The organism is Burkholderia mycopellens, from assembly GCF_964265025.1.
In the GTDB taxonomy this organism is placed as follows: domain Bacteria; phylum Pseudomonadota; class Gammaproteobacteria; order Burkholderiales; family Burkholderiaceae; genus Burkholderia.
Genome location: NZ_OZ183802.1, coordinates 3541930 through 3560501, shown reverse-complemented (window position 1 = coordinate 3560501; position 18572 = coordinate 3541930). Strand labels below are relative to the sequence as shown.

At 67.6% G+C, this 18572-nt stretch carries 14 protein-coding genes and 2 pseudogenes; 12 read left to right on the top strand and 4 right to left on the bottom strand.

Annotated features, from left to right (window positions below; genetic code table 11):
* The first annotated feature begins 4 nt into the window (after positions 1-4).
* From ACPTTC_RS16610 to ACPTTC_RS16595, 4 genes are all read left to right on the top strand, one after another.
* Positions 5-1699, top strand: a complete 1695-nt coding sequence (locus ACPTTC_RS16610) for a cation acetate symporter (protein ID WP_423393097.1) — start codon at positions 5-7, stop codon at positions 1697-1699.
* A 397-nt stretch (positions 1700-2096) separates the two neighbouring features.
* Positions 2097-3386 carry a dicarboxylate/amino acid:cation symporter gene (locus tag ACPTTC_RS16605; protein ID WP_175951439.1) on the top strand — a complete coding sequence of 430 codons (1290 nt, stop codon included), beginning with the start codon at positions 2097-2099 and terminating at the stop codon, positions 3384-3386.
* A gap of 4 nt (positions 3387-3390) precedes the next feature.
* Positions 3391-5400, top strand: coding sequence for a sensor histidine kinase (locus tag ACPTTC_RS16600; RefSeq protein WP_423393096.1), 2010 nt, complete (start codon positions 3391-3393; stop codon positions 5398-5400).
* Between the two features lie 94 nt (positions 5401-5494).
* Positions 5495-6850 carry a sigma-54-dependent transcriptional regulator gene (locus ACPTTC_RS16595; RefSeq protein WP_069257662.1) on the top strand — a complete coding sequence of 452 codons (1356 nt, stop codon included), beginning with the start codon at positions 5495-5497 and terminating at the stop codon, positions 6848-6850.
* Between the two features lie 97 nt (positions 6851-6947).
* On the opposite strand, the gene ACPTTC_RS16590 is transcribed toward ACPTTC_RS16595, so the two are convergent.
* On the bottom strand, positions 6948-7484 hold the full coding sequence (locus ACPTTC_RS16590; protein WP_175951441.1) for a TlpA disulfide reductase family protein: 537 nt from the start codon (positions 7482-7484) through the stop codon (positions 6948-6950).
* Positions 7485-7645: 161 nt separating this feature from the next.
* Here ACPTTC_RS16590 and ACPTTC_RS16585 point away from each other — a divergent pair, with 161 nt between their 5' ends.
* The gene (locus tag ACPTTC_RS16585) at positions 7646-8218 is read left to right on the top strand and encodes a hypothetical protein (RefSeq protein WP_423393095.1); all 573 of its coding nucleotides are present in this window, start codon (positions 7646-7648) and stop codon (positions 8216-8218) included.
* Positions 8219-8551: 333 nt separating this feature from the next.
* Here the strand turns inward: ACPTTC_RS16585 and ACPTTC_RS16580 are convergent.
* The 3 genes and pseudogenes from ACPTTC_RS16580 to ACPTTC_RS16570 form a co-directional block, all read right to left on the bottom strand.
* Positions 8552-9688: pseudogene (locus tag ACPTTC_RS16580) on the bottom strand (YifB family Mg chelatase-like AAA ATPase); the annotation flags it as partial.
* Positions 9689-9780: 92 nt separating this feature from the next.
* A pseudogene (locus tag ACPTTC_RS16575) lies at positions 9781-10183 on the bottom strand (magnesium chelatase domain-containing protein); the annotation flags it as partial.
* A gap of 328 nt (positions 10184-10511) precedes the next feature.
* Positions 10512-10763: an accessory factor UbiK family protein gene (locus tag ACPTTC_RS16570; protein WP_006489451.1), complete on the bottom strand. Its 252-nt coding sequence runs from the start codon at positions 10761-10763 to the stop codon at positions 10512-10514.
* A 355-nt stretch (positions 10764-11118) separates the two neighbouring features.
* Between ACPTTC_RS16570 and ACPTTC_RS16565 the strand changes: the two genes are divergently transcribed.
* From ACPTTC_RS16565 to ptsP, 7 genes are all read left to right on the top strand, one after another.
* Positions 11119-11457, top strand: a complete 339-nt coding sequence (locus ACPTTC_RS16565; protein ID WP_027789049.1) for a P-II family nitrogen regulator — start codon at positions 11119-11121, stop codon at positions 11455-11457.
* A 37-nt stretch (positions 11458-11494) separates the two neighbouring features.
* Positions 11495-13024, top strand: a complete 1530-nt coding sequence (locus ACPTTC_RS16560; protein WP_423393094.1) for an ammonium transporter — start codon at positions 11495-11497, stop codon at positions 13022-13024.
* A 245-nt stretch (positions 13025-13269) separates the two neighbouring features.
* Complete coding sequence (gshA, locus tag ACPTTC_RS16555) at positions 13270-14559, top strand: glutamate--cysteine ligase (protein WP_011353295.1); 1290 nt, start codon at positions 13270-13272, stop codon at positions 14557-14559.
* A gap of 26 nt (positions 14560-14585) precedes the next feature.
* Positions 14586-15542: a glutathione synthase gene (gshB, locus tag ACPTTC_RS16550; protein WP_175951450.1), complete on the top strand. Its 957-nt coding sequence runs from the start codon at positions 14586-14588 to the stop codon at positions 15540-15542.
* Between the two features lie 230 nt (positions 15543-15772).
* The gene (locus ACPTTC_RS16545; protein WP_011353293.1) at positions 15773-16243 is read left to right on the top strand and encodes a PTS sugar transporter subunit IIA; all 471 of its coding nucleotides are present in this window, start codon (positions 15773-15775) and stop codon (positions 16241-16243) included.
* Between the two features lie 73 nt (positions 16244-16316).
* Positions 16317-16586 carry an HPr family phosphocarrier protein gene (locus ACPTTC_RS16540; RefSeq protein WP_006477716.1) on the top strand — a complete coding sequence of 90 codons (270 nt, stop codon included), beginning with the start codon at positions 16317-16319 and terminating at the stop codon, positions 16584-16586.
* A 201-nt stretch (positions 16587-16787) separates the two neighbouring features.
* A complete protein-coding gene (ptsP, locus tag ACPTTC_RS16535) occupies positions 16788-18560 on the top strand; it encodes a phosphoenolpyruvate--protein phosphotransferase (RefSeq protein ID WP_175951451.1) in 1773 nt (590 codons plus the stop codon).
* The last annotated feature ends 12 nt before the right edge of the window (positions 18561-18572 follow it).

The following is an 18572-nucleotide window of genomic DNA, read 5'->3' as shown; positions in this document are numbered from 1 at the left end:
CGACATGCGACATACTTCGATCGCGCCCGGCGCGCTTGCTGTTCCCTTGGCGCTCGTTTCTTGCGCCGCGCGTGCCGTATCGGTCGCGGGCCCGATGCCCGACAAGGTCGAGCTGAACCCGGTCGCGATCGGGATGTTCTTCGCGTTCGTGTTCGCGACGCTCGCGCTCACGCGCTGGGCCGCGCGCCGCACGCGCTCGACGCGCGACTTCTACACGGCCGGCGGCGGCATCACCGGGCTGCAGAACGGGCTCGCGATCGCGGGCGACTACATGTCGGCCGCGTCGTTCCTCGGGCTGTCGGGGATGGTGTTCATGTTCGGCTTCGACGGGCTCATCTACTCGATCGGCTTTCTGGTCGGCTGGCCGTTCGTGATGTTCCTGATCGCCGAGCCGCTGCGCAACCTCGGCAAGTTCACGTTCGTCGACGTCGTCGCGTACCGCTTCGCGCAGCGGCCGATCCGGCTGCTGACGTCCGCGAATTCGCTCACGATCGTCGTGCTGTACCTCGTCGTGCAGATGGTCGGCGCGGGCAAGCTGATCCAGCTGCTGTTCGGGCTGTCGTACGGCACGGCCGAGCTGATCGTCGGCGTGCTGATGGTCGTGTACGTGTTCTTCGGCGGGATGACCGCGACCACCTGGGTGCAGGTGATCAAGGCCGTGCTGCTGCTGTGCGGCGCGACGCTGCTCGTCGTGCTCGCGCTCGGCGAATTCGGCTTCAGCATCGACGAGATGTTCCGCCGCGCGGTGGCCGTGCATCCGGGCGCGTTGTCGATCATGGGCCCCGGCAAGCTGATTCGCGATCCGGCCAACGCGCTGTCGCTCGGCATCGCGCTGATGTTCGGCACGGCCGGCTTTCCGCACATCCTGATGCGCTTCTTCACCGTGCCGAACGCGAAGGAAGCCCGCAAGTCGGTGCTGTACGCAACCGGCTTCATCGGCTACTTCTACCTGCTGACCTTCGTGATCGGCTTCTCGGCGATCGTGCTGCTCGCGCAGCATCCGGAGTTCTTCAAGCTCGGCGCGAACGGCACGTTCAACCTCACGCACGACCTGCTCGGCGGCTCGAACATGGTCGCGGTGAAGCTTGCGCAGGCGGTCGGCGGGAACTGGTTCTACGGCTTCATCGCGGCCGTCACGTTCGCGACGATCCTCGCGGTGGTCGCGGGCCTGACGCTCGCCGGCGCGACGACGATCTCGCACGACCTCTATGCGCAGATGTGGGCGCGCGGCAAGCCCGACGAACGCGTCGAGATGCGCATCTCGCGCGCGGCGACGATCGCGCTGTCGGCGGTCGCGATCGGGCTGTCGATCCTGTTCGAGCATGTGAACGTCGCGTTCATGGTCGGCCTCGTCGCGGCGGTGGCCGCGAGCGCGAATTTCCCGGTGCTCGCGATGTCGATCTTCTGGCGCGGGATGACCACGCGCGGCGCGGTGCTCGGCGGTGGCCTCGGCCTCGGGTCGGCGGTCACGCTCACGGTGCTGTCGAAGTCGGTGTGGGTCGACGTGCTGCATCACGCACACGCGCCGGTGTTCCTCGACAACCCGGCGCTCGTGTCGGTGCCGCTCGCGTTCGTCGGGATCGTCGCCGGCTCGCTCGCGGATCGCGGCGAGCGCGCCCGGCGCGAGCGCGAGGCCTTCGCGCAGCAGGAGTTCTACGCGCAGACGGGCGTGCTGGCCGGCCGCGCCGTGCAGCACTGATTGATCCGACGGATGAGCATATCCGTCCGGATCGCCGGACGGATATTTTCCGGAAATCCGGAATACCGGATTTCCTTGCCTGCCGCATTATGAGAAATACAATGAAAACAATGGCTTGACGGGTTACGGAAACCTGGCATCGACCTTGCGTTATAAATCGCACGGCCATCCCCCGGCCGGACTATTAAACCAAGCGTTGCATGAGACCCGGTAAGCGCCGAAGCGCCGGCCTGGGTCCACAGGAGACAATCGATGACCACTGCCTTCCTCCCCCTCCGGATGTCTTGAGGCATCGCTTGTTGCGGCACGGCAGCCGCGCGGGCGAATGACTCCCCTGGCATTCGCCTGCGCGCGTGACGCCGTTTCCATCGGCTCATCTACTTCTGCAGGAACCATCGTGAAGAAGAAACCCTTCTACAAAGTGCTCTATGTGCAGGTGATCTTCGCCATCATCGTCGGCGTGATCCTCGGTCACTACTACCCGGCGCTCGCCACCGACATGAAGCCGCTCGGCGACGGCTTCATCAAGCTGATCAAGATGGTGATCGGCCCGATCATCTTCTGTACGGTCGTGACCGGCATCGCCGGCATGGAGGACATGAAGAAGGTAGGTCGCGTCGGCGGCAAGGCGCTGCTGTACTTCGAGGTCGTGTCGACCTTCGCGCTGGTGCTCGGCCTCGCGGCCACGCACATCCTGCGTCCGGGCGTCGGCTTCAACATCGATCCGGCGACGCTCGACGGCAAGGCCGTTGCGTCGTACGCGGCGAAGGCGCACGGGCAGTCGACGGTCGACTTCCTGATGCACATCATCCCGAACACGATGGTCGATGCGTTCGCACAGGGCGAGATCCTGCAGATCCTGCTGATCGCACTGCTGTTCGGCAGCGTACTCGCGCACCTCGGCGAGCGCGGCCGCGTCGTGACCGACTTCATCGACGGGCTCACGCGCGTGCTGTTCGGCATCGTGCACATCGTCACGAAGCTGGCGCCGATCGGCGCGTTCGGCGCGATGGCGTTCACGATCGGCAAGTACGGCGTCGGCTCGCTGGTGCCGCTGCTCAAGCTGATCGGCACGTTCTACCTGACGTCGGTCGTGTTCGTGCTCGTCGTGCTCGGCACGATCGCGCGCGTCACGGGCTTCTCGATCATCCGCTTCGTGTCCTACATCAAGGAAGAGCTGCTGATCGTGCTCGGCACGAGCTCGTCGGAAGCCGCGCTGCCGCAACTGATGGAAAAGCTCGAGAAGGCCGGCTGCTCGCGCTCGGTCGTCGGCCTCGTCGTGCCGACCGGCTATTCGTTCAACCTCGACGGCACCAACATCTACATGACGATGGCCGTGCTGTTCATCGCGCAGGCGACCAACATCGAACTGACGTGGATGCAGCAGCTCACGCTGCTGGCCGTCGCGATGCTGACGTCGAAGGGCGCGAGCGGCGTCACGGGCGCGGGCTTCATCACGCTCGCCGCGACGCTGGCCGTCGTGCCGACGATCCCGCTGTCGGGCATGGTGCTGATCCTCGGCATCGACCGCTTCATGAGCGAATGCCGCGCGCTGACCAACATCGTCGGCAACGGCGTGGCGACGGTCGTCGTGTCTGCCTGGGAGAAGGAGCTCGACCGCAACAAGCTGCGCCAGGCGCTGAAGGGCGGCGGTGAGGTCGCGGCGACCGAGACGGCCGGCGTCTGACGCCATGAACGAGCAGGCGGCGGCGCCGCTCGCCGGCGGCGCGGCCCGCCGCAGCCAGGGCAGAGAGGCGGAGGCCTATGACACAATAGGCGATCCGCATCGTCAGGAAGCTTCGACCGTGACGCGCCGCCTGCTCATTCTCGTCGTGCTTGCCGCCGCGCTCGCCGCGGCGTGCACGCTGACGTGGACGATGACCTGGCGGCGCGGCGTTGCCGAGCTGCAGCGCAACGCCGCGGTGCGCGTCGACCGCACCACCAACGCGCTCAAGAGCACGCTCGACCGCTACGAATCGCTGCCCTATCTGCTCGGCAGCCATCCGTACGTGCAGGACCTGCTCACCGAGCCAAAGCGCGCCGACTACACCGCGCGCGTCAATCGCTATCTCGAAGACCTCAACGAACACGCGCATGCGACCGTCACCTACGTGATCGGTGCGGACGGCCTGTGTGTCGCCGCCAGCAACTGGCGCGCGCCCGACAGCTTCGTCGGGATCGAATACCGTTTCCGCCCGTATTTCCTCGATGCGATGAAAGGCCAGGTCGGCCGCTTCTTCGGGATCGGCACGATCTCGCGCGATCCCGGCTACTACATCTCGCAGCCCGTGTGGCGCGACGGCAAGATCGCGGGCGTCGTCGTCGTGAAGCTCAACCTCGAATGGTTCCAGGGCGCCGATGCGTCCGAGCCGCTCGTCGTCGCGGACGACCATGGCGTCGTGTTCCTGTCGTCGGTGCCCGCCTGGAAGTACCACACGCTGCGGCCGCTCACGGGCCCCGTCGCCGCGTCGATCTACGAGACGCGCCAGTACGCGCAGCAACCCGTCACGCCGCTGCCGTTGCGCATCGAGCAGGTGCTCGGCCCCGACGCGGAGATCGTGCGACTCGGCCCCGGCCTGCGCGCGCCGCGCTTCCTCGCGAGCAAGCGCAGGATCGGCGAGCCCGACTGGCTGCTCGTCACGCTCGCGCCGATCGCGCCGGTCGACGCCGATGCGCGCAACGCGACGATCGTCACGGGCTTTGGCTTCGTGTCGGTCGCGCTGCTCGCGTTCTACTGGCGGATGCGCCGCGCGCGCGTGCGCGAAATGATCCGCGGCCGCGCATTGCTGCAGCAGGCGTACGCGGAGCTGAACCGGCGCGTCGAGGAGCGCACGGCCGACCTGTCGGAGGCGAACGAGCAATTGCAGAAGGAAGTCGGCGACCGGATTCACGCGGAGCAGGAGTTGCGCGCCGCGCACGACGAGCTGATCCAGGCGAGCAAGCTTGCCGCGCTCGGCCAGATGGCGGCCGGCATCACGCACGAACTGAACCAGCCGCTCGCGGCGCTGCGCAGCTTCTCGGACAACACGCGCGTGCTGCTCGACCGCGGCGAGCAGGCGGCCGCGCGCGAGAACCTCGAGGCGATCGCCGCGCTCACCGAGCGGATGGGCAAGATCACGAACCAGTTGAAGCTGTTCGTCGGCCGCGCGAAGCCGCGCAACGAGCAGGCGCTCGTCGTGCGCGCGCTGCGCAGCGTGCTGTCGCTGCTCGCCGAGCGGCTGCGCGGCGTCGCGCTCACGCTGACGCTGCAGGATGCGACCGTGTCGCCCGCGCACGACGCGCCGCTCGACCTGGCGCGCGACTATCCGGAACTCGTCGCGCGCTGCGAGGATCTGCGCCTCGAACAGGTGCTGATCAACCTGCTCGGCAACGCGCTCGACGCGGTCGCCGGCGTGGCGGCGCCCGCGATCGAGGTGACGATCGCGGTGTCGGCCGCGACGCTCGCGGTCGAGGTGCGCGACAACGGCTGCGGCATCGCGCCCGACCTGCTGCCGCGCCTGTTCGAGCCGTTCTTCACGACCAAGGAAATGGGGCGCGGGCTCGGGCTCGGCCTCGCGATCTCGTCGTCGATCGCGAGCGACGCGGGCGGCGCACTGACCGCGCGCAACGCGCCGTCGGGCGGCGCGCTGTTCGTCTTGACGCTGCGCCGCGCCCGCACGCATCATCCGGACTCCGTGTCCGAGCCGGCGGGCTCGCGCTAGGCGCGCCACGCCGCCCGCCCGATCGGCCCACGATCGGTATCAACGACGCCGCGCGCGCTGCCGCCGCGCGGCCCGTCAGGAGCAAGTGAGTACGATGGCCAACCGGCTGCAAGTGATCTATATCGAAGACGACGCGCTCGTTCGCCGGGCGAGCGTGCAGAGCCTTCAGCTGGCGGGCTTCGACGTCGCCGGCTTCGAGTCGGCCGAAGCGGCCGAGAAGGCGATCGTCGCCGATACCGCCGGCGTGATCGTCAGCGACATCCGGCTGCCCGGCGCGAGCGGGCTCGACGTGCTCGCGCAATGCCGCGAGCGTGTGCCCGACGTCCCGGTGATCCTCGTCACCGGGCACGGCGACATCTCGATGGCCGTGCAGGCGATGCGCGACGGCGCGTACGACTTCATCGAAAAACCGTTCGCGGCCGAGCGCCTGATCGAGACGGTGCGCCGCGCGCTCGAGCGCCGCGAGCTCGTGCTCGAGAATCACGCGCTGCGGCGCGAGCTGGCCGGGCAGAACGTCGTCGCGCCGCGCATCATCGGCCGCAGCCCGGCGATCGAGCAGGTGCGCAAGCTGATCGCGAACGTCGCGCCGACCGACGCGTCGGTGCTGATCAACGGCGACACCGGCGCCGGCAAGGAACTGATCGCGCGCAGCCTGCACGAGCTGTCGCCGCGCCGCGACAAGCCGTTCATCGCGGTGAATTGCGGCGCGCTGCCCGAGCCGATGTTCGAATCCGAGATGTTCGGCTACGAGCCAGGCGCATTCACCGGCGCCGCGAAGCGCCGCGTCGGCAAGCTCGAATACGCGTCCGGCGGCACGCTGTTTCTCGACGAGATCGAAAGTATGCCGCTTGCGTTGCAGGTGAAGCTGCTGCGCGTGCTGCAGGACGGCGTGCTGGAGCGGCTCGGCTCGAACCAGCCGATCCGCGTGAACTGTCGCGTGGTCGCGGCCGCGAAGGGCGACATGAGCGAGCTCGTCGCCGCCGGCACGTTCCGGCGCGACCTGCTGTACCGGCTCAACGTCGTGACGATCGCGCTGCCGCCGCTCGCCGAGCGCCGCGAGGACATCGTGCCGCTGTTCGAGCACTTCATGCTCGATGCGGCCGTGCGTTACGCGCGGCCCGCGCCGGTGCTGACCGACCGGCAGCGCGCGAGCCTGATGCAGCGCGACTGGCCCGGCAACGTGCGCGAGCTGCGCAACGCGGCCGACCGCTTCGTGCTCGGCGTGGCCGACATGCCGCAGGAGACGGGCGCAAGCGGCGACGCGGCCGACAACGAGCAGACGCTGAAGGAGCGCATCGAGCAGTTCGAGCGCGCGGTGATCGCCGAGGCGTTGAACCAGACGGGCGGCGCGGTCGCCGCGACGGCCGACCGGCTGCATGTCGGCAAGGCGACGCTGTACGAGAAGATGAAGCGCTACGGCCTGTCGGCGAAAGGCGAAACCGAGCGCTGAAAAGCCAACGGACCGCGGAACCGGGTTGCCCGGTCGTGCGGTCCGTCGTGCGGGGAAGGGCGCGGTGCGCGGCCCTTCGATCCGGATCGGGCGGCGCTCAGGCCGCGTTGCTGTCGAGTGCTTTCTTGAGCAGCGCGTCGAGTTCCGCGAACTGCGGTGCGCCGACGTAGCGCTTCAGGATCTTGCCGTCCTTGTCGACGACGAAGGTGGTCGGCGTGAGCTGCACGTTGCCGAACTGTTTCGCGACGCTGCCGTCGTCGAGCGCGACCTTGAACGGCAGCTGGCGCGTCTGTGCGTAGTTCGCGACGTACATCGGCGGATCGTAGTTCATCGCGACCGCGACGAATTCCAGCCCCTGACCCTTGAAGCGGTTGTAGGTGTCGACCATCTGCGGCATTTCCTGCATGCAGGTTGCGCAGCTCGTCGCCCAGAAGTTCACGAGATACACCTTGCCTTTCAGGTCGCCTGCAGTCGAAACCTTCTGGCCCGACAGCAGCGTGAACGTGGCATCCGGCACGGTGGACTTGCCGTTGAACGCGAAGAAGCCGGCGACGGCGATCGCCGCGACGACGACGGCGGCGACGAGGTAGCGGACGGGGCCGGCGCTGCGCCGGACGGGAGGCGTGGTGTTCATCTGGTGCTCTCGGAGTCGGTCGATGACGCGGATCGATGCAAAGGACATCGAAATTCGGCGCTCATTTTAGCGCGAATGCGGCTTGCGCACCGGCGGCGGCCACGCATCCCGGATTTCAGGTTCGGCGGATAATGCCCGTTTTTTCCTGCCCGATCGACGCCATGCCGAAGGAAGTCACCGTTTCGTTGCGCCCCCTTTTTCGTCCGCTGCGACACTTCGCCGCGCTCGCGTGCGTGAGCGTCGCGCTGGCCGCGTGCTCGCCGTCGTACGACTGGCGCACGCTGCACAACGACGCCGGCTACACGATCGACCTGCCGGCGAAGCCGACCGTCGAGGAACAGCCGGTGGCGATCGACGGCGCGTCGATGCCGATGCGGATGCAGGCTGCGCACGTTGACGGCGCGGTGTTCGCGGTCGGCACGCTGACGTTGCCGGACGACCGAGACGACACGCGCCGCGCGGCGCTCGACTTCCTGCGCGCCGGGCTGTCCCGCAACCTCGAAGGCGCGCCGCGGACGGCTTCGGTGCCCGTGCCGCTCGCGGCCGGCGGCGCGGTAAATGGGCTCGAGCTGCGCATCGCGGGCGCGGCCGCCGGCGGCGATCGCACGCACAAGACGATCGTCGCGCGGCTCGCCGCGCGCGGCCGGCACGCGTACCAGGCCGTCGTGATTGCCGACGGGCCGCTTGCGCAGGAGCAGCTCGACCAGTTTTTCGGGTCGTTCAAACTCGATTGACGGTGGCCGGAAAGGGCGCCGGGACACTCTGTGACAACTGAAAGTTCATTCGCAGCTTTCGACGCTAGTCGCCGGATTTTGCGGGTTTTTTCCGGCTATCCACAGCGCATGTGGATAACTTTGTTGAAAAGTTGCCCGGATTTCCCGCCAAGCCGCGCGGGACGGCCTTCCGGCCCGTTTGGTCGCTCGCTCGCGATTTGAGAAAGATCAATCAAAACAACGAGATGCGGATTCCGTGCTGCAAAGGCTTCGCCGGACCCTGATCCGGGGCCGGATGCGTGGAATTGTGTATAAGTCAAGTCTTGACAGCCGGATTTTGTCCTCCGAGGGCGTTCAGAGTGCCGTCAGCGCGCGCCGGTAGCGGATGGCTTCGGCGATCTGCGCGGCCGTCGGCAGCGGGTCGCCGGCCAGGTCGGCGATCGTCCGCGCGACCTTCAGCACGCGGTAATACGCGCGCGCCGACCAGCCGAAGCGCTCGCCAGCCTCGCGCAGCAGGCGTTCGCCTTCGTCGGTTGGCCGGCACAGGTCGTCCGTCTCGCGGCCGCTCAGCATGTGATTCGTCTTGCCCTGCCGGTCGAGTTGCAGCGCACGCGCCCGCGCGACCCGCGCGGCCACCGCCGCACTCGGCTCGCCGGGCGCCGACGCGCGCGTCGCCAGCTCGGCCGGCGACAGCGCGGGCAGGTCGATCTGGATGTCGATGCGGTCGACGAGCGGCCCCGACAGCTTGCGCAGGTAGCGCGCGGCGACGTCCGGCGAGCAGCGGCAGCGTCCGGATGGATCGCCGTGCCAGCCGCATGGGCACGGATTCATCGCGGCGATCAACTGGCACGCAGCGGGAAAGTCGGCTTGCTGGGCCGCGCGTGAAATCGTGATGCGGCCGGCCTCCAGCGGCTCGCGCAGCATCTCGAGCACGTGCCGGTCGAATTCCGGGAGTTCGTCGAGGAACAACACACCGAGGTGCGCGAGCGTGATCTCGCCCGGTTGCGGCGGGTTGCGGCCGCCGACCAGCGCGGCGGCGCTCGACGAGTGATGCGGTGCGCGGAACGGCCGCCGGCGCCACTGCGCGGGCGAAAAGCCGAGGCGGCTCGCGGAGAGGAGCGCCGCCGACGTCAGCGCCTCGTCATCGGTCAGGGGCGGCAGGAGTCCCGGCAGCCGGGCGGCCAGCATCGACTTGCCCGCCCCCGGCGGCCCGACCATCAGCATGTGATGGCCGCCCGCCGCCGCGACTTCCAGCGCGCGGCGCGCACCGCGCTGGCCGATCACGTCGGCGAGGTCGGGGGCGGCCGGCATCGGCAGGCCGTCGAGGCACGGTGCCGCGACCGGGGCGAGCCGCCCGTCGGGCGCGCCGGTGAGGTGCGCGCACAGCGAGGGCAGGTCCGGCGCACCGAACACGGTGACGCCCGGCACGAGCGCGGCCTCGGCGGCGCTGGCGAGCGGCAGGTATAGCTCGGGTGCGTTCGACGCGGCGGCGCAGCCCGACTCCGGGCCGGCCCCCCGGCCATCGTTGCCTGAACCGGAAAGCGAGCCGGAACCCAGACCGGAGGCCGCGCCACTTTCCGCGGACTGCCAATCCCGCGCCACGCCGCACGCCATCGCGAACGCGCCGCGCATCGGCCGCAGCGCGCCCGTCAGCGACAGTTCACCCGCGAATTCGCGGCCGGCCAGCGCGTCGGCCGGGATCTGGCCGTTCGCGGCGAGGATGCCGAGCGCGATCGGCAGGTCGAACCGCCCCGACTCCTTCGGCAGGTCGGCAGGCGCGAGGTTGACGGTGATGCGGCGCACGGGGAAGTCGAAGCCGCAGTTCTGTAGCGCGGCACGGACGCGCTCGCGGCTTTCGCGGACTTCGAGATCGGGCAGGCCGACGATCGAGAACGACGGCAACCCGTTGGCGAGATGGACTTCGACGGTGACGTCCGGCGCACGGCCGGAAGCGGGCGCGCGACTGCGCACCACGGCGAGCGACATGGCGAGGCTCCTGTAAACAAGGCGGACGGACGACGGCCGTTCGAGGCCGCATGCCGCGGGAATCGGAGGAATCGGTGCGCGCTTGCCGGCGTGGCGCGGGGAAAGAACGAGGCACTGCGGAACGACGGACTGCGAAGAGCGATGAACAGCGAAGAGCGGGGGTGCTGCGGAGAACGACGGACGACGAAGAGCGGTACGGTGACTTCAGTGCTTCAGTGCTTCAGTGCTTCAGTGCTTCAGTGCTTCGGGCGGCGGGCGGCGGGCGGCGGGCGGCGGGCGCGAACCGCACGCGGCGGCTCGCGCCCGGACCTTGCGGCCGGGTCGGGCGTCAGGCTTGCGGCGCGGCGAGCTTCTGCTCGAGTTCCGCGACGCGTTTCTCGAGTTCCTCGAGGCGCACGCGGGTGCGGGCGAGCACTTGCGCCTGCGTGTCGAATTCCTCGCGCGTGACGAGATCGAGTTTCGAGAAGCCTTGCGACAGCATGGCCTTCACGTTGCGCTCGACGTCCTTGGCCGGCGAGTTTTTCAGCAGGTCGCTGACGCGCGACTGCAGATCGTTGAAAACGTCGCTGGGTTGCTTCATGTGATTCCCCTTCCTTGCACAAAAAATGTGCATCTTCAGTTGCGTACGTGCCCATGATGCACGCATGACCGGAAATGGTGCGCACTGAGCGCGAATTCCGGGCATGGCGCCCGCATGGGTGAATGGCCCGGTGATCCGGGACGTGCGTGCACTCTAGCAACGATCCTTTCGCCGCGCCAGCAAACCGGGCCACGTTGGCCATTCGGCCGGGCTTCCGCACCTTACATCACGTGATGCGCCCCCTTGATGAAGCCTTTTGAGACGGTGCTCGACCCGACATGGCATGCGAGTTGCTGAGAAGAGTCCGCTACAACATTCCAACCAATTCGACGGGACAACCCAGCGAGAGGACTTCATGAAACTCATTACCGCAATCATCAAGCCGTTCAAGCTCGATGAGACGCGCGAAGCGCTGTCGGCGCTTGGCGTCTCGGGCATCACGGTGACGGAGGTGAAAGGGTTCGGACGCCAGAAGGGGCACACCGAGTTGTACCGCGGCGCCGAATACGTGGTCGATTTCCTGCCGAAGATGAAGATCGAGGCGGCCGTGTCCGACGATCTCGTCGACCAGGCGGTCGAGGCGATCGAGCGGGCTGCGCGCACCGGCAAGATCGGCGACGGCAAGATCTTCGTCACGGCGATCGAACAGGTAATCCGGATTCGCACCGGGGAGACGGGCGCAGACGCGCTGTAACAGAACAGACAAGACAAGCGACAAGAGGAAACCCAAGATGCGCAAACTTCTGATGTCCCTGCTGATGGCCGGCTCGCTGATCGCGGCCGGCGTCGGCTCCGCGCTTGCCGACGACGCGGCGTCCGCCGCGGCTGCGTCCGCACCCGCCGCAATGGCTTCCGACGCCTCGGCCGCCGCCGCGCCGGCCGCTTCGACGCCGGCCGCTTCGACGCCGGCTGCCACCGACGCGTCCGCCACGGCCGCTGCCGCCGCACCGGCCTCGGGCGCCACCGACGCGTCGGCTGCCGCCGCCGCTTCGGCACCGGCCGCCCCCGCCGCGCCGACCGCGCCGTTCTCCGTCGATTCGTCGAAGATCAACTCGGGCGACACCGCGTGGATGCTGACCTCCACCGCGCTCGTGCTGTTCATGACGATCCCCGGCCTCGCGCTGTTCTACGCGGGCATGGTCCGCAAGAAGAACGTGCTCGCGACCGTGATGCAGAGCTTCGCGATCACCGCGCTGATCACGGTGCTGTGGACGGTGGTCGGCTACAGCCTCGCGTTCACGCCGGGCAACGGCTTCATCGGCGGCCTGTCGCGCGCGTTCCTGCACGGGATGAACTACATCCACGGCGACAAGGCGACGACGCTGACCGTCAGCCACCTCGCGCCGACGATTCCGGAATCGGTGTACTTCGTCTACCAGATGACGTTCGCGATCATCACGCCGGCGCTGATCTGCGGCGCGTTCGCCGACCGCATGAAGTTCTCGGCGATGCTCGTGTTCATGACGCTCTGGTCGCTGATCGTCTATGTGCCGATCGCGCACATGGTGTGGGAGCCGACCGGCTGGCTGTCGGCCGACGGCGTGCTCGACTTCGCGGGCGGCACCGTGGTGCACATCAACGCCGGTATCGCGGGCCTGATGTCGTGCCTGGTGCTCGGCAAGCGGGTCGGCTACGGCCGCGAATCGATGGCGCCGCACAACCTCGTGCTGACGATGATCGGCGGCTCGATGCTGTGGGTCGGCTGGTTCGGTTTCAACGCGGGTTCGGCGGTCGCGGCTGACGGCCGTGCCGGCTTCGCGATGCTGACGACGCAAGTCGCGACGGCCTGCGCGGCGCTCGGCTGGATGTTTGCCGAATGGATCGCGAAGGGCAAGCCGTCGGTGCTCGGCATCGTGTCGGGTGCGGTCGCGGGTCTCGTCGCGATCACGCCGGCGGCCGGCTTCGTCGGTGTGGCGGGCGCACTCGTGATCGGCATCGCCGCCGGCGTCGTGTGCTTCTGGTCGGCGACGTGGCTCAAGTCGAAGCTCGGCTATGACGATTCGCTGGACGCGTTCGGCGTGCACGGCGTGGGCGGGATTCTCGGCGCACTGCTGACCGGCGTGTTCGCGGTCAAGGACATCGGCGGCGCCGACGGCAGCCTGCTGCTGCAGGCCAAGGGCGTGCTGATCACGCTGGTCTACAGCGGCGTGCTGAGCTTCGTGCTGCTGAAGCTGATCGACCTGACGATGGGCCTGCGCGTGTCGGAAGAAGAGGAGCGCGAAGGCCTCGACGTGATCCTGCACGGCGAGCACGTCGAATAAGTCACAAGGATGACCGGCGGGCCGCCGCGACGACGGCGCCTGCCATGAATGAGCGCAGCGACTTCGGCCCGCCCCACCCGGCGGGCTCTTTTTTCTCCTGTCATCCACTGCCGTCGCGCATGACCCTTCGCACTATCGGGTCAATAGCCGAAAACTTCCTTCAAACCCTTGCGAAGCCGGGAACAATCCCCAAATGGGCAGGGCAATTGCTCTACAATCTTCATTCTCCCGCTCGCGAGTGATTCATGGTTCCCCACCTCGTTACCGCGTTGAACGGTCCGCTGCTCGAACTCGAGCAGAAGATCCTCGACGCGACGCCTGCGATCGAACGCTGGTTCAGGCTCGAATGGCAGGAACATACCCCGCCGTTCTATTGTTCGGTGGACCTGCGCAATGCCGGCTTCAAGCTGGCGCCCGTCGACGCGAACCTGTTTCCCGGCGCGTTCAACAATCTGCCGTCCGAAGTGCTGCCGCTCGCCGTGCAGGCCGCGATGGCCGCAATCGAGAAGATCTGCCCGGACGCGAAGAACCTGCTCGTGATTCCCGAGCTGCCGACCCGCAACGCGTTCTACCTCGAAAACGTCGCACGTCTTGCCACGATCATGCGCCAGGCCGGCCTGAACGTGCGCTTCGGCTCGCTCGACCCGAGCATCACCGACATGACGCCGATCACGCTGGCCGACGGCCAGAAGATCGTGCTCGAACCGCTCGAGCGTTCGCAGCGCCGCCTCGGCCTGAAGAATTTCGACCCGTGCTCGATCCTGCTGAACAACGACTTGTCGGCTGGCATCCCGGCCGTGCTGGAAAACCTGCACGAGCAATACCTGCTGCCGCCGCTGCACGCGGGCTGGGCCGTGCGCCGCAAGTCGACGCACTTCTCGTGCTACGACGACGTCGCGAAGAAGTTCGCGAAGATGGTCGGCGTCGATCCGTGGATGGTGAATCCGTATTTCGCGCACGTGGAAGGCGTCGACTGGCAGGCGCATGAAGGCGAGCAGGCGCTCGCCGACGCGATCGACGGCGTGCTGAAGAAGATCGCGCGCAAGTACCGTGAATACGGGATCAGCGAGAAGCCGTACGTGGTCGTGAAGGCCGATGCGGGCACGGCGGGGCGCGGCGTGATGACCGTGCACGACGCGGCCGAGATCGGCCGCATGTCGAAGGCCGAGCGCGCGCAGATGGCCGAGTCGAAGGCCGGCCTCGCGGTGCGCGACGTGATCGTGCAGGAAGGCGTGTATACGTTCGAGCGCGTCGGCGACGAAGTCGCGGAGCCCGTCGTGTACATGATCGACCGCTACGTGGTCGGCGGCTTCTACCGCACGCACGCCGGCCGCGAACGCGACCAGAACCTGAACGCGCCCGGCATGCACTACGTGCCGCTCGGCTTCGAGCACACGGCGCTGCCGGATGCGGGTGCGAAGCCGGGTGCTGCGCCGCCGAACCGTTTCTACATGTACGGTGTCGTCGCGCGGCTGTCGCTGATCGCGTCGTCGATCGAACTGGAAAAGACCGACCCCGAAGCCATCCAGGTGTAACGGACCTTCGCCAAGTACAGGACCTCATGGACATTCTCTTTATCGCCGACCCGCTCGAGCGCTTCAAGATCTACAAGGATTCGACCTACGCGATGATGGCCGAGGCGGCGCGGCGCGGGCATGCAGTCTATGCGTGTCAGCCGCATCAGCTCGCATGGACGGGTTCGGGCGTCGAGGCGGACGTGCAGCGCGTGACGATCGTCGGCGACACGGCCGACCTGCACCGCCATCCGTGGTACGAGGCGGCCGCTCACGAATCCCGTGCGCTGACGTCGTTCGGTGCGGTGCTGATGCGCAAGGATCCGCCGTTCGACATGGAATACGTGACGGCCACGTGGATGCTCGAGCTCGCCGAGCGTGCGGGCGCGCACGTGTTCAACAAGCCGCAGTCGATCCGCGATCACTCGGAAAAGCTCGCGATCGGCGAGTTTCCGCAATTCGTCGCGCCGACGCTCGTCACGCGTGATGCGGCGCGCCTGCGTGCCTTCCACGCCGAGCATGGCGACGTGATCGTCAAGCCGCTCGACGGGATGGGCGGGATGGGCGTGTTCCGCGTGAAGGCCGACGGGATGAATCTCGGCGCGATCATCGAGATGCTCGGCCACGACGGCACGCGCTCGCTGATGATCCAGAAGTTCATTCCGGAGATCAAGGCGGGCGACAAGCGCATCCTGCTGATCGCGGGCGAGCCGGTGCCGTATTCGCTCGCCCGGATTCCGCAGGGCAGCGAGGTGCGTGGCAATCTCGCGGCGGGCGGGCTCGGTGTCGCGCAGCCGCTGACCGCGCGCGATCGCGAGATCGCCGAAACGCTCGGGCCCGTGCTCGCGGCACGCGGGCTGCTGCTGGTCGGCCTCGATGCGATCGGCGACTGGCTGACCGAGGTGAACGTCACGAGTCCGACGTGCTTCCGCGAGATCATGGAGCAGACGGGCTTCGACGTCGCCGCGATGTTCATCGACGCGCTGGAGCGTGCGGCCGCGTAGGCCGTCTCCCGCGCAACCCCGGCGGCGGCCGCGCAGGTCCCCCGTCGCCGGAGCGGTTCGACCGGCCTGCTACAATGCCCGCTTGCCCGGTGCCGCGATCGCGCACCAAAGGCCCGGCGGTCGGGCCGAAACTGTTGCAAGGCTGAACATGGAACGTTTCCCACACTCGCTACGCTCATTGCCCCGCCGCGGGGTGTCGGCCCGCCAGGGGCGGCCGGGAGCGATCTGACATGGCCGGGATCCTGATCATCGCGCACGCCCCGCTCGCCACCGCGCTGCGGGACTGTATCGCGCACATCTATGGCGGCGTGCCCGCCCGCATCGGCTGTATCGACGTGACGGCGGACAGCGATCCGACCCAGGTGATGGCGTTCGCGCACGCGGAACTCGCACGGCTCAAGGAAGAGAACGGCGTGGTCGTGCTGACCGACATGTACGGCGCGACGCCTGCGAACATCGCGGGCCAGCTCGCCAAGATCGACAACGTGCGTGTGCTCGCGGGCGTGAACCTGCCGATGCTCGTGCGGGCCGTCTGCTACCGCACCGTGCCGCTCGACAAGCTGGTCGACAAGGCGCTGTCCGGCGGCGCGAAGGGCGTCCACGAGGTGTCGGCCGGTACGCCGCCGCCGCCGACCGAAACCGGCTGCGGCCAGTGCGCGCCGATTCCGCCCGAACCGCAGCCGCGCACCGAATCGCACTGATTTCCCGTTTTCCGTTTTAGACAGCCCCGCCGACGCGCCCCGCCGGCGGCCCCGACCGATCCGACCGAGAATCATGCTTCAACAAGAAACCACCATCGTCAACAAATTGGGGCTCCATGCGCGTGCATCGGCCAAGCTTACGCAACTGGCCGGCAACTTCCAGTCGGAAGTCTGGATGACACGCAACGGGCGCAAGATCAATGCGAAGAGCATCATGGGCGTGATGATGCTGGCGGCGGGCATCGGCAGCACCGTGACGATCGAGACCGAAGGGCCGGACGAGCGGGAAGCGATGGACGCGCTGCTGAAGCTGATCGCCGACAAGTTCGGCGAAGGCCAGTGATCGCCGCGCGGGATCGTTGCCGTTTCCAGTCAGAATGCCGCGGATTCCGCGGCATTTTTTTCGTCGGAAGCATTGATGCGGAATGCGCAATGCTGCGGTGCATGCAGTCAGCGGGGAGTCGCGGAATTTATAATCGCTAACCGGGGTCATAAGCGCATCGCAGCAGTGTGCCGCGGCTTTACTTGTACAGAGGAGGTGCGCGTGTCCTTCACGCTGCATGGCATTCCCGTCTCACGTGGTATCGCGATCGGGCGAGCGTACCTGATCGCGCCGGCGGCGCTCGACGTCGCCCATTACCTGATCGAGGCAAACCAGATCGATGCGGAGGTCGAGCGCTTCCGCACGGCGCTCGATGTCGTGCATCACGAACTCGAAGCGCTGCGCGCCGACCTGACCGACGACACCCCGAGCGAAGTCGGCGCATTCATCGACGTGCACACGATGATCCTGAGCGACGAGATGCTCGTGCAGGAAACCATCGACCTGATCCGCACGCGTCGCTATAACGTCGAGTGGGCGCTGACCGAGCAGCTCGAGCTGCTCACGCGCCACTTCGACGACATCGAGGACGAATACCTGCGCGAGCGCAAGGCCGACATCGAGCAGGTGGTCGAGCGCGTGCTGAAGGCGCTCGCCGGTGCACCGTCCGCGTCGCAGGCACTGGACCGGGCGGCCAAGAACGGCACGAACGAGATGATCGTCGTCGCGCACGACATCGCGCCGGCCGACATGATGCAGTTCAAGTCGCAGTCGTTCCAGGCGTTCGTCACCGACCTCGGCGGGCGCACGTCGCACACGGCGATCGTCGCGCGCAGCCTCGGCATACCGGCGGCGGTCGGCGTGCAGCACGCGAGCGCATTGATCCGCCAGGACGACCTGATCATCGTCGACGGCGACCAGGGCATCGTGATCGTCGATCCGGCACCGATCGTCCTCGAGGAATATTCGTACCGGCAGTCCGAGAAGCTGCTGGAGCAACGCAAGCTGCAGCGTCTGAAGTTCTCGCCGACGCAAACGCTGTGCGGCACCAAGATCGATCTGTACGCGAACATCGAGCTGCCCGACGACGCGAAGGCGGCCGTCGAGGCCGGTGCGGTCGGCGTCGGGCTGTTCCGTTCCGAGTTCCTGTTCATGCATCAGAAGGAGATGCCGGAAGAGGAGGAGCAGTTCGCCGCGTACAAGCGGGCCGTCGAGTGGATGAAGGGCATGCCGGTGACGATCCGCACGATCGACGTCGGCGCGGACAAGCCGCTCGAGGCGCTCGACGAAGGCTACGAGACGGCGCCGAACCCTGCGCTCGGCCTGCGTGCGATCCGCTGGAGCCTGTCAGAGCCGCAGATGTTCCTCACGCAGTTGCGCGCGATCCTGCGCGCGTCCGCGTTCGGCCAGGTGAAGATCCTGATCCCGATGCTCGCGCACGCGCAGGAGATCGACCAGACGCTCGACCTGATCCGCGAGGCGAAGCGCCAGCTCGACGACGCGGGGCTTGCGTACGATCCGAACGTGCGGATCGGCGCGATGATCGAGATTCCGGCCGCGGCGATCGCGCTGCCGCTGTTCCTGAAGCGGTTCGATTTCCTGTCGATCGGCACGAACGACCTGATCCAGTACACGCTTGCGATCGACCGCGCGGACAACGCGGTCGCGCACCTGTACGACCCGCTGCATCCGGCCGTGCTGCACCTGATCTCCTATACGCTGCGCGAAGCGAAGCGCGCGGGCGTGTCGGTGTCGGTATGCGGGGAGATGGCGGGCGATCCGGCGCTCACGCGCCTGTTGCTCGGGATGGGGCTCACCGAGTTCTCGATGCACCCGAGCCAGCTGCTCGTCGTGAAGCAGGAGATCCTGCGCGCGCACCTGAAGGCGCTCGAAAAGCCGACGGCCGACGTGCTCGCCGCGTTCGAGCCTGAGGAAGTGCAGGCCGCGTTGCAGCGCCTGTCGGTCGCGGAGCCGCGTGCGGACGCGGCTGCTTGACGCACGGGCGTC

Bases quoted from the DNA above. Each gene is read 5' to 3' on its own strand.
- gshB (WP_175951450.1), top strand. From the start codon at position 14,586: ATGGACATTCTCTTTATCGCCGACCCGCTCGAGCGCTTCAAGATCTAC.
- ACPTTC_RS16540 (WP_006477716.1), top strand. From the start codon at position 16,317: ATGCTTCAACAAGAAACCACCATCGTCAACAAATTGGGGCTCCATGCG.
- ACPTTC_RS16560 (WP_423393094.1), top strand. From the start codon at position 11,495: ATGCGCAAACTTCTGATGTCCCTGCTGATGGCCGGCTCGCTGATCGCG.
- ACPTTC_RS16590 (WP_175951441.1), bottom strand. From the start codon at position 7,484: ATGAACACCACGCCTCCCGTCCGGCGCAGCGCCGGCCCCGTCCGCTAC.
- ACPTTC_RS16595 (WP_069257662.1), top strand. From the start codon at position 5,495: ATGGCCAACCGGCTGCAAGTGATCTATATCGAAGACGACGCGCTCGTT.
- ACPTTC_RS16545 (WP_011353293.1), top strand. From the start codon at position 15,773: ATGGCCGGGATCCTGATCATCGCGCACGCCCCGCTCGCCACCGCGCTG.
- ACPTTC_RS16600 (WP_423393096.1), top strand. From the start codon at position 3,391: ATGAACGAGCAGGCGGCGGCGCCGCTCGCCGGCGGCGCGGCCCGCCGC.
- ACPTTC_RS16565 (WP_027789049.1), top strand. From the start codon at position 11,119: ATGAAACTCATTACCGCAATCATCAAGCCGTTCAAGCTCGATGAGACG.
- ACPTTC_RS16570 (WP_006489451.1), bottom strand. From the start codon at position 10,763: ATGAAGCAACCCAGCGACGTTTTCAACGATCTGCAGTCGCGCGTCAGC.
- ACPTTC_RS16610 (WP_423393097.1), top strand. From the start codon at position 5: ATGCGACATACTTCGATCGCGCCCGGCGCGCTTGCTGTTCCCTTGGCG.
- ACPTTC_RS16585 (WP_423393095.1), top strand. From the start codon at position 7,646: ATGCCGAAGGAAGTCACCGTTTCGTTGCGCCCCCTTTTTCGTCCGCTG.
- gshA (WP_011353295.1), top strand. From the start codon at position 13,270: ATGGTTCCCCACCTCGTTACCGCGTTGAACGGTCCGCTGCTCGAACTC.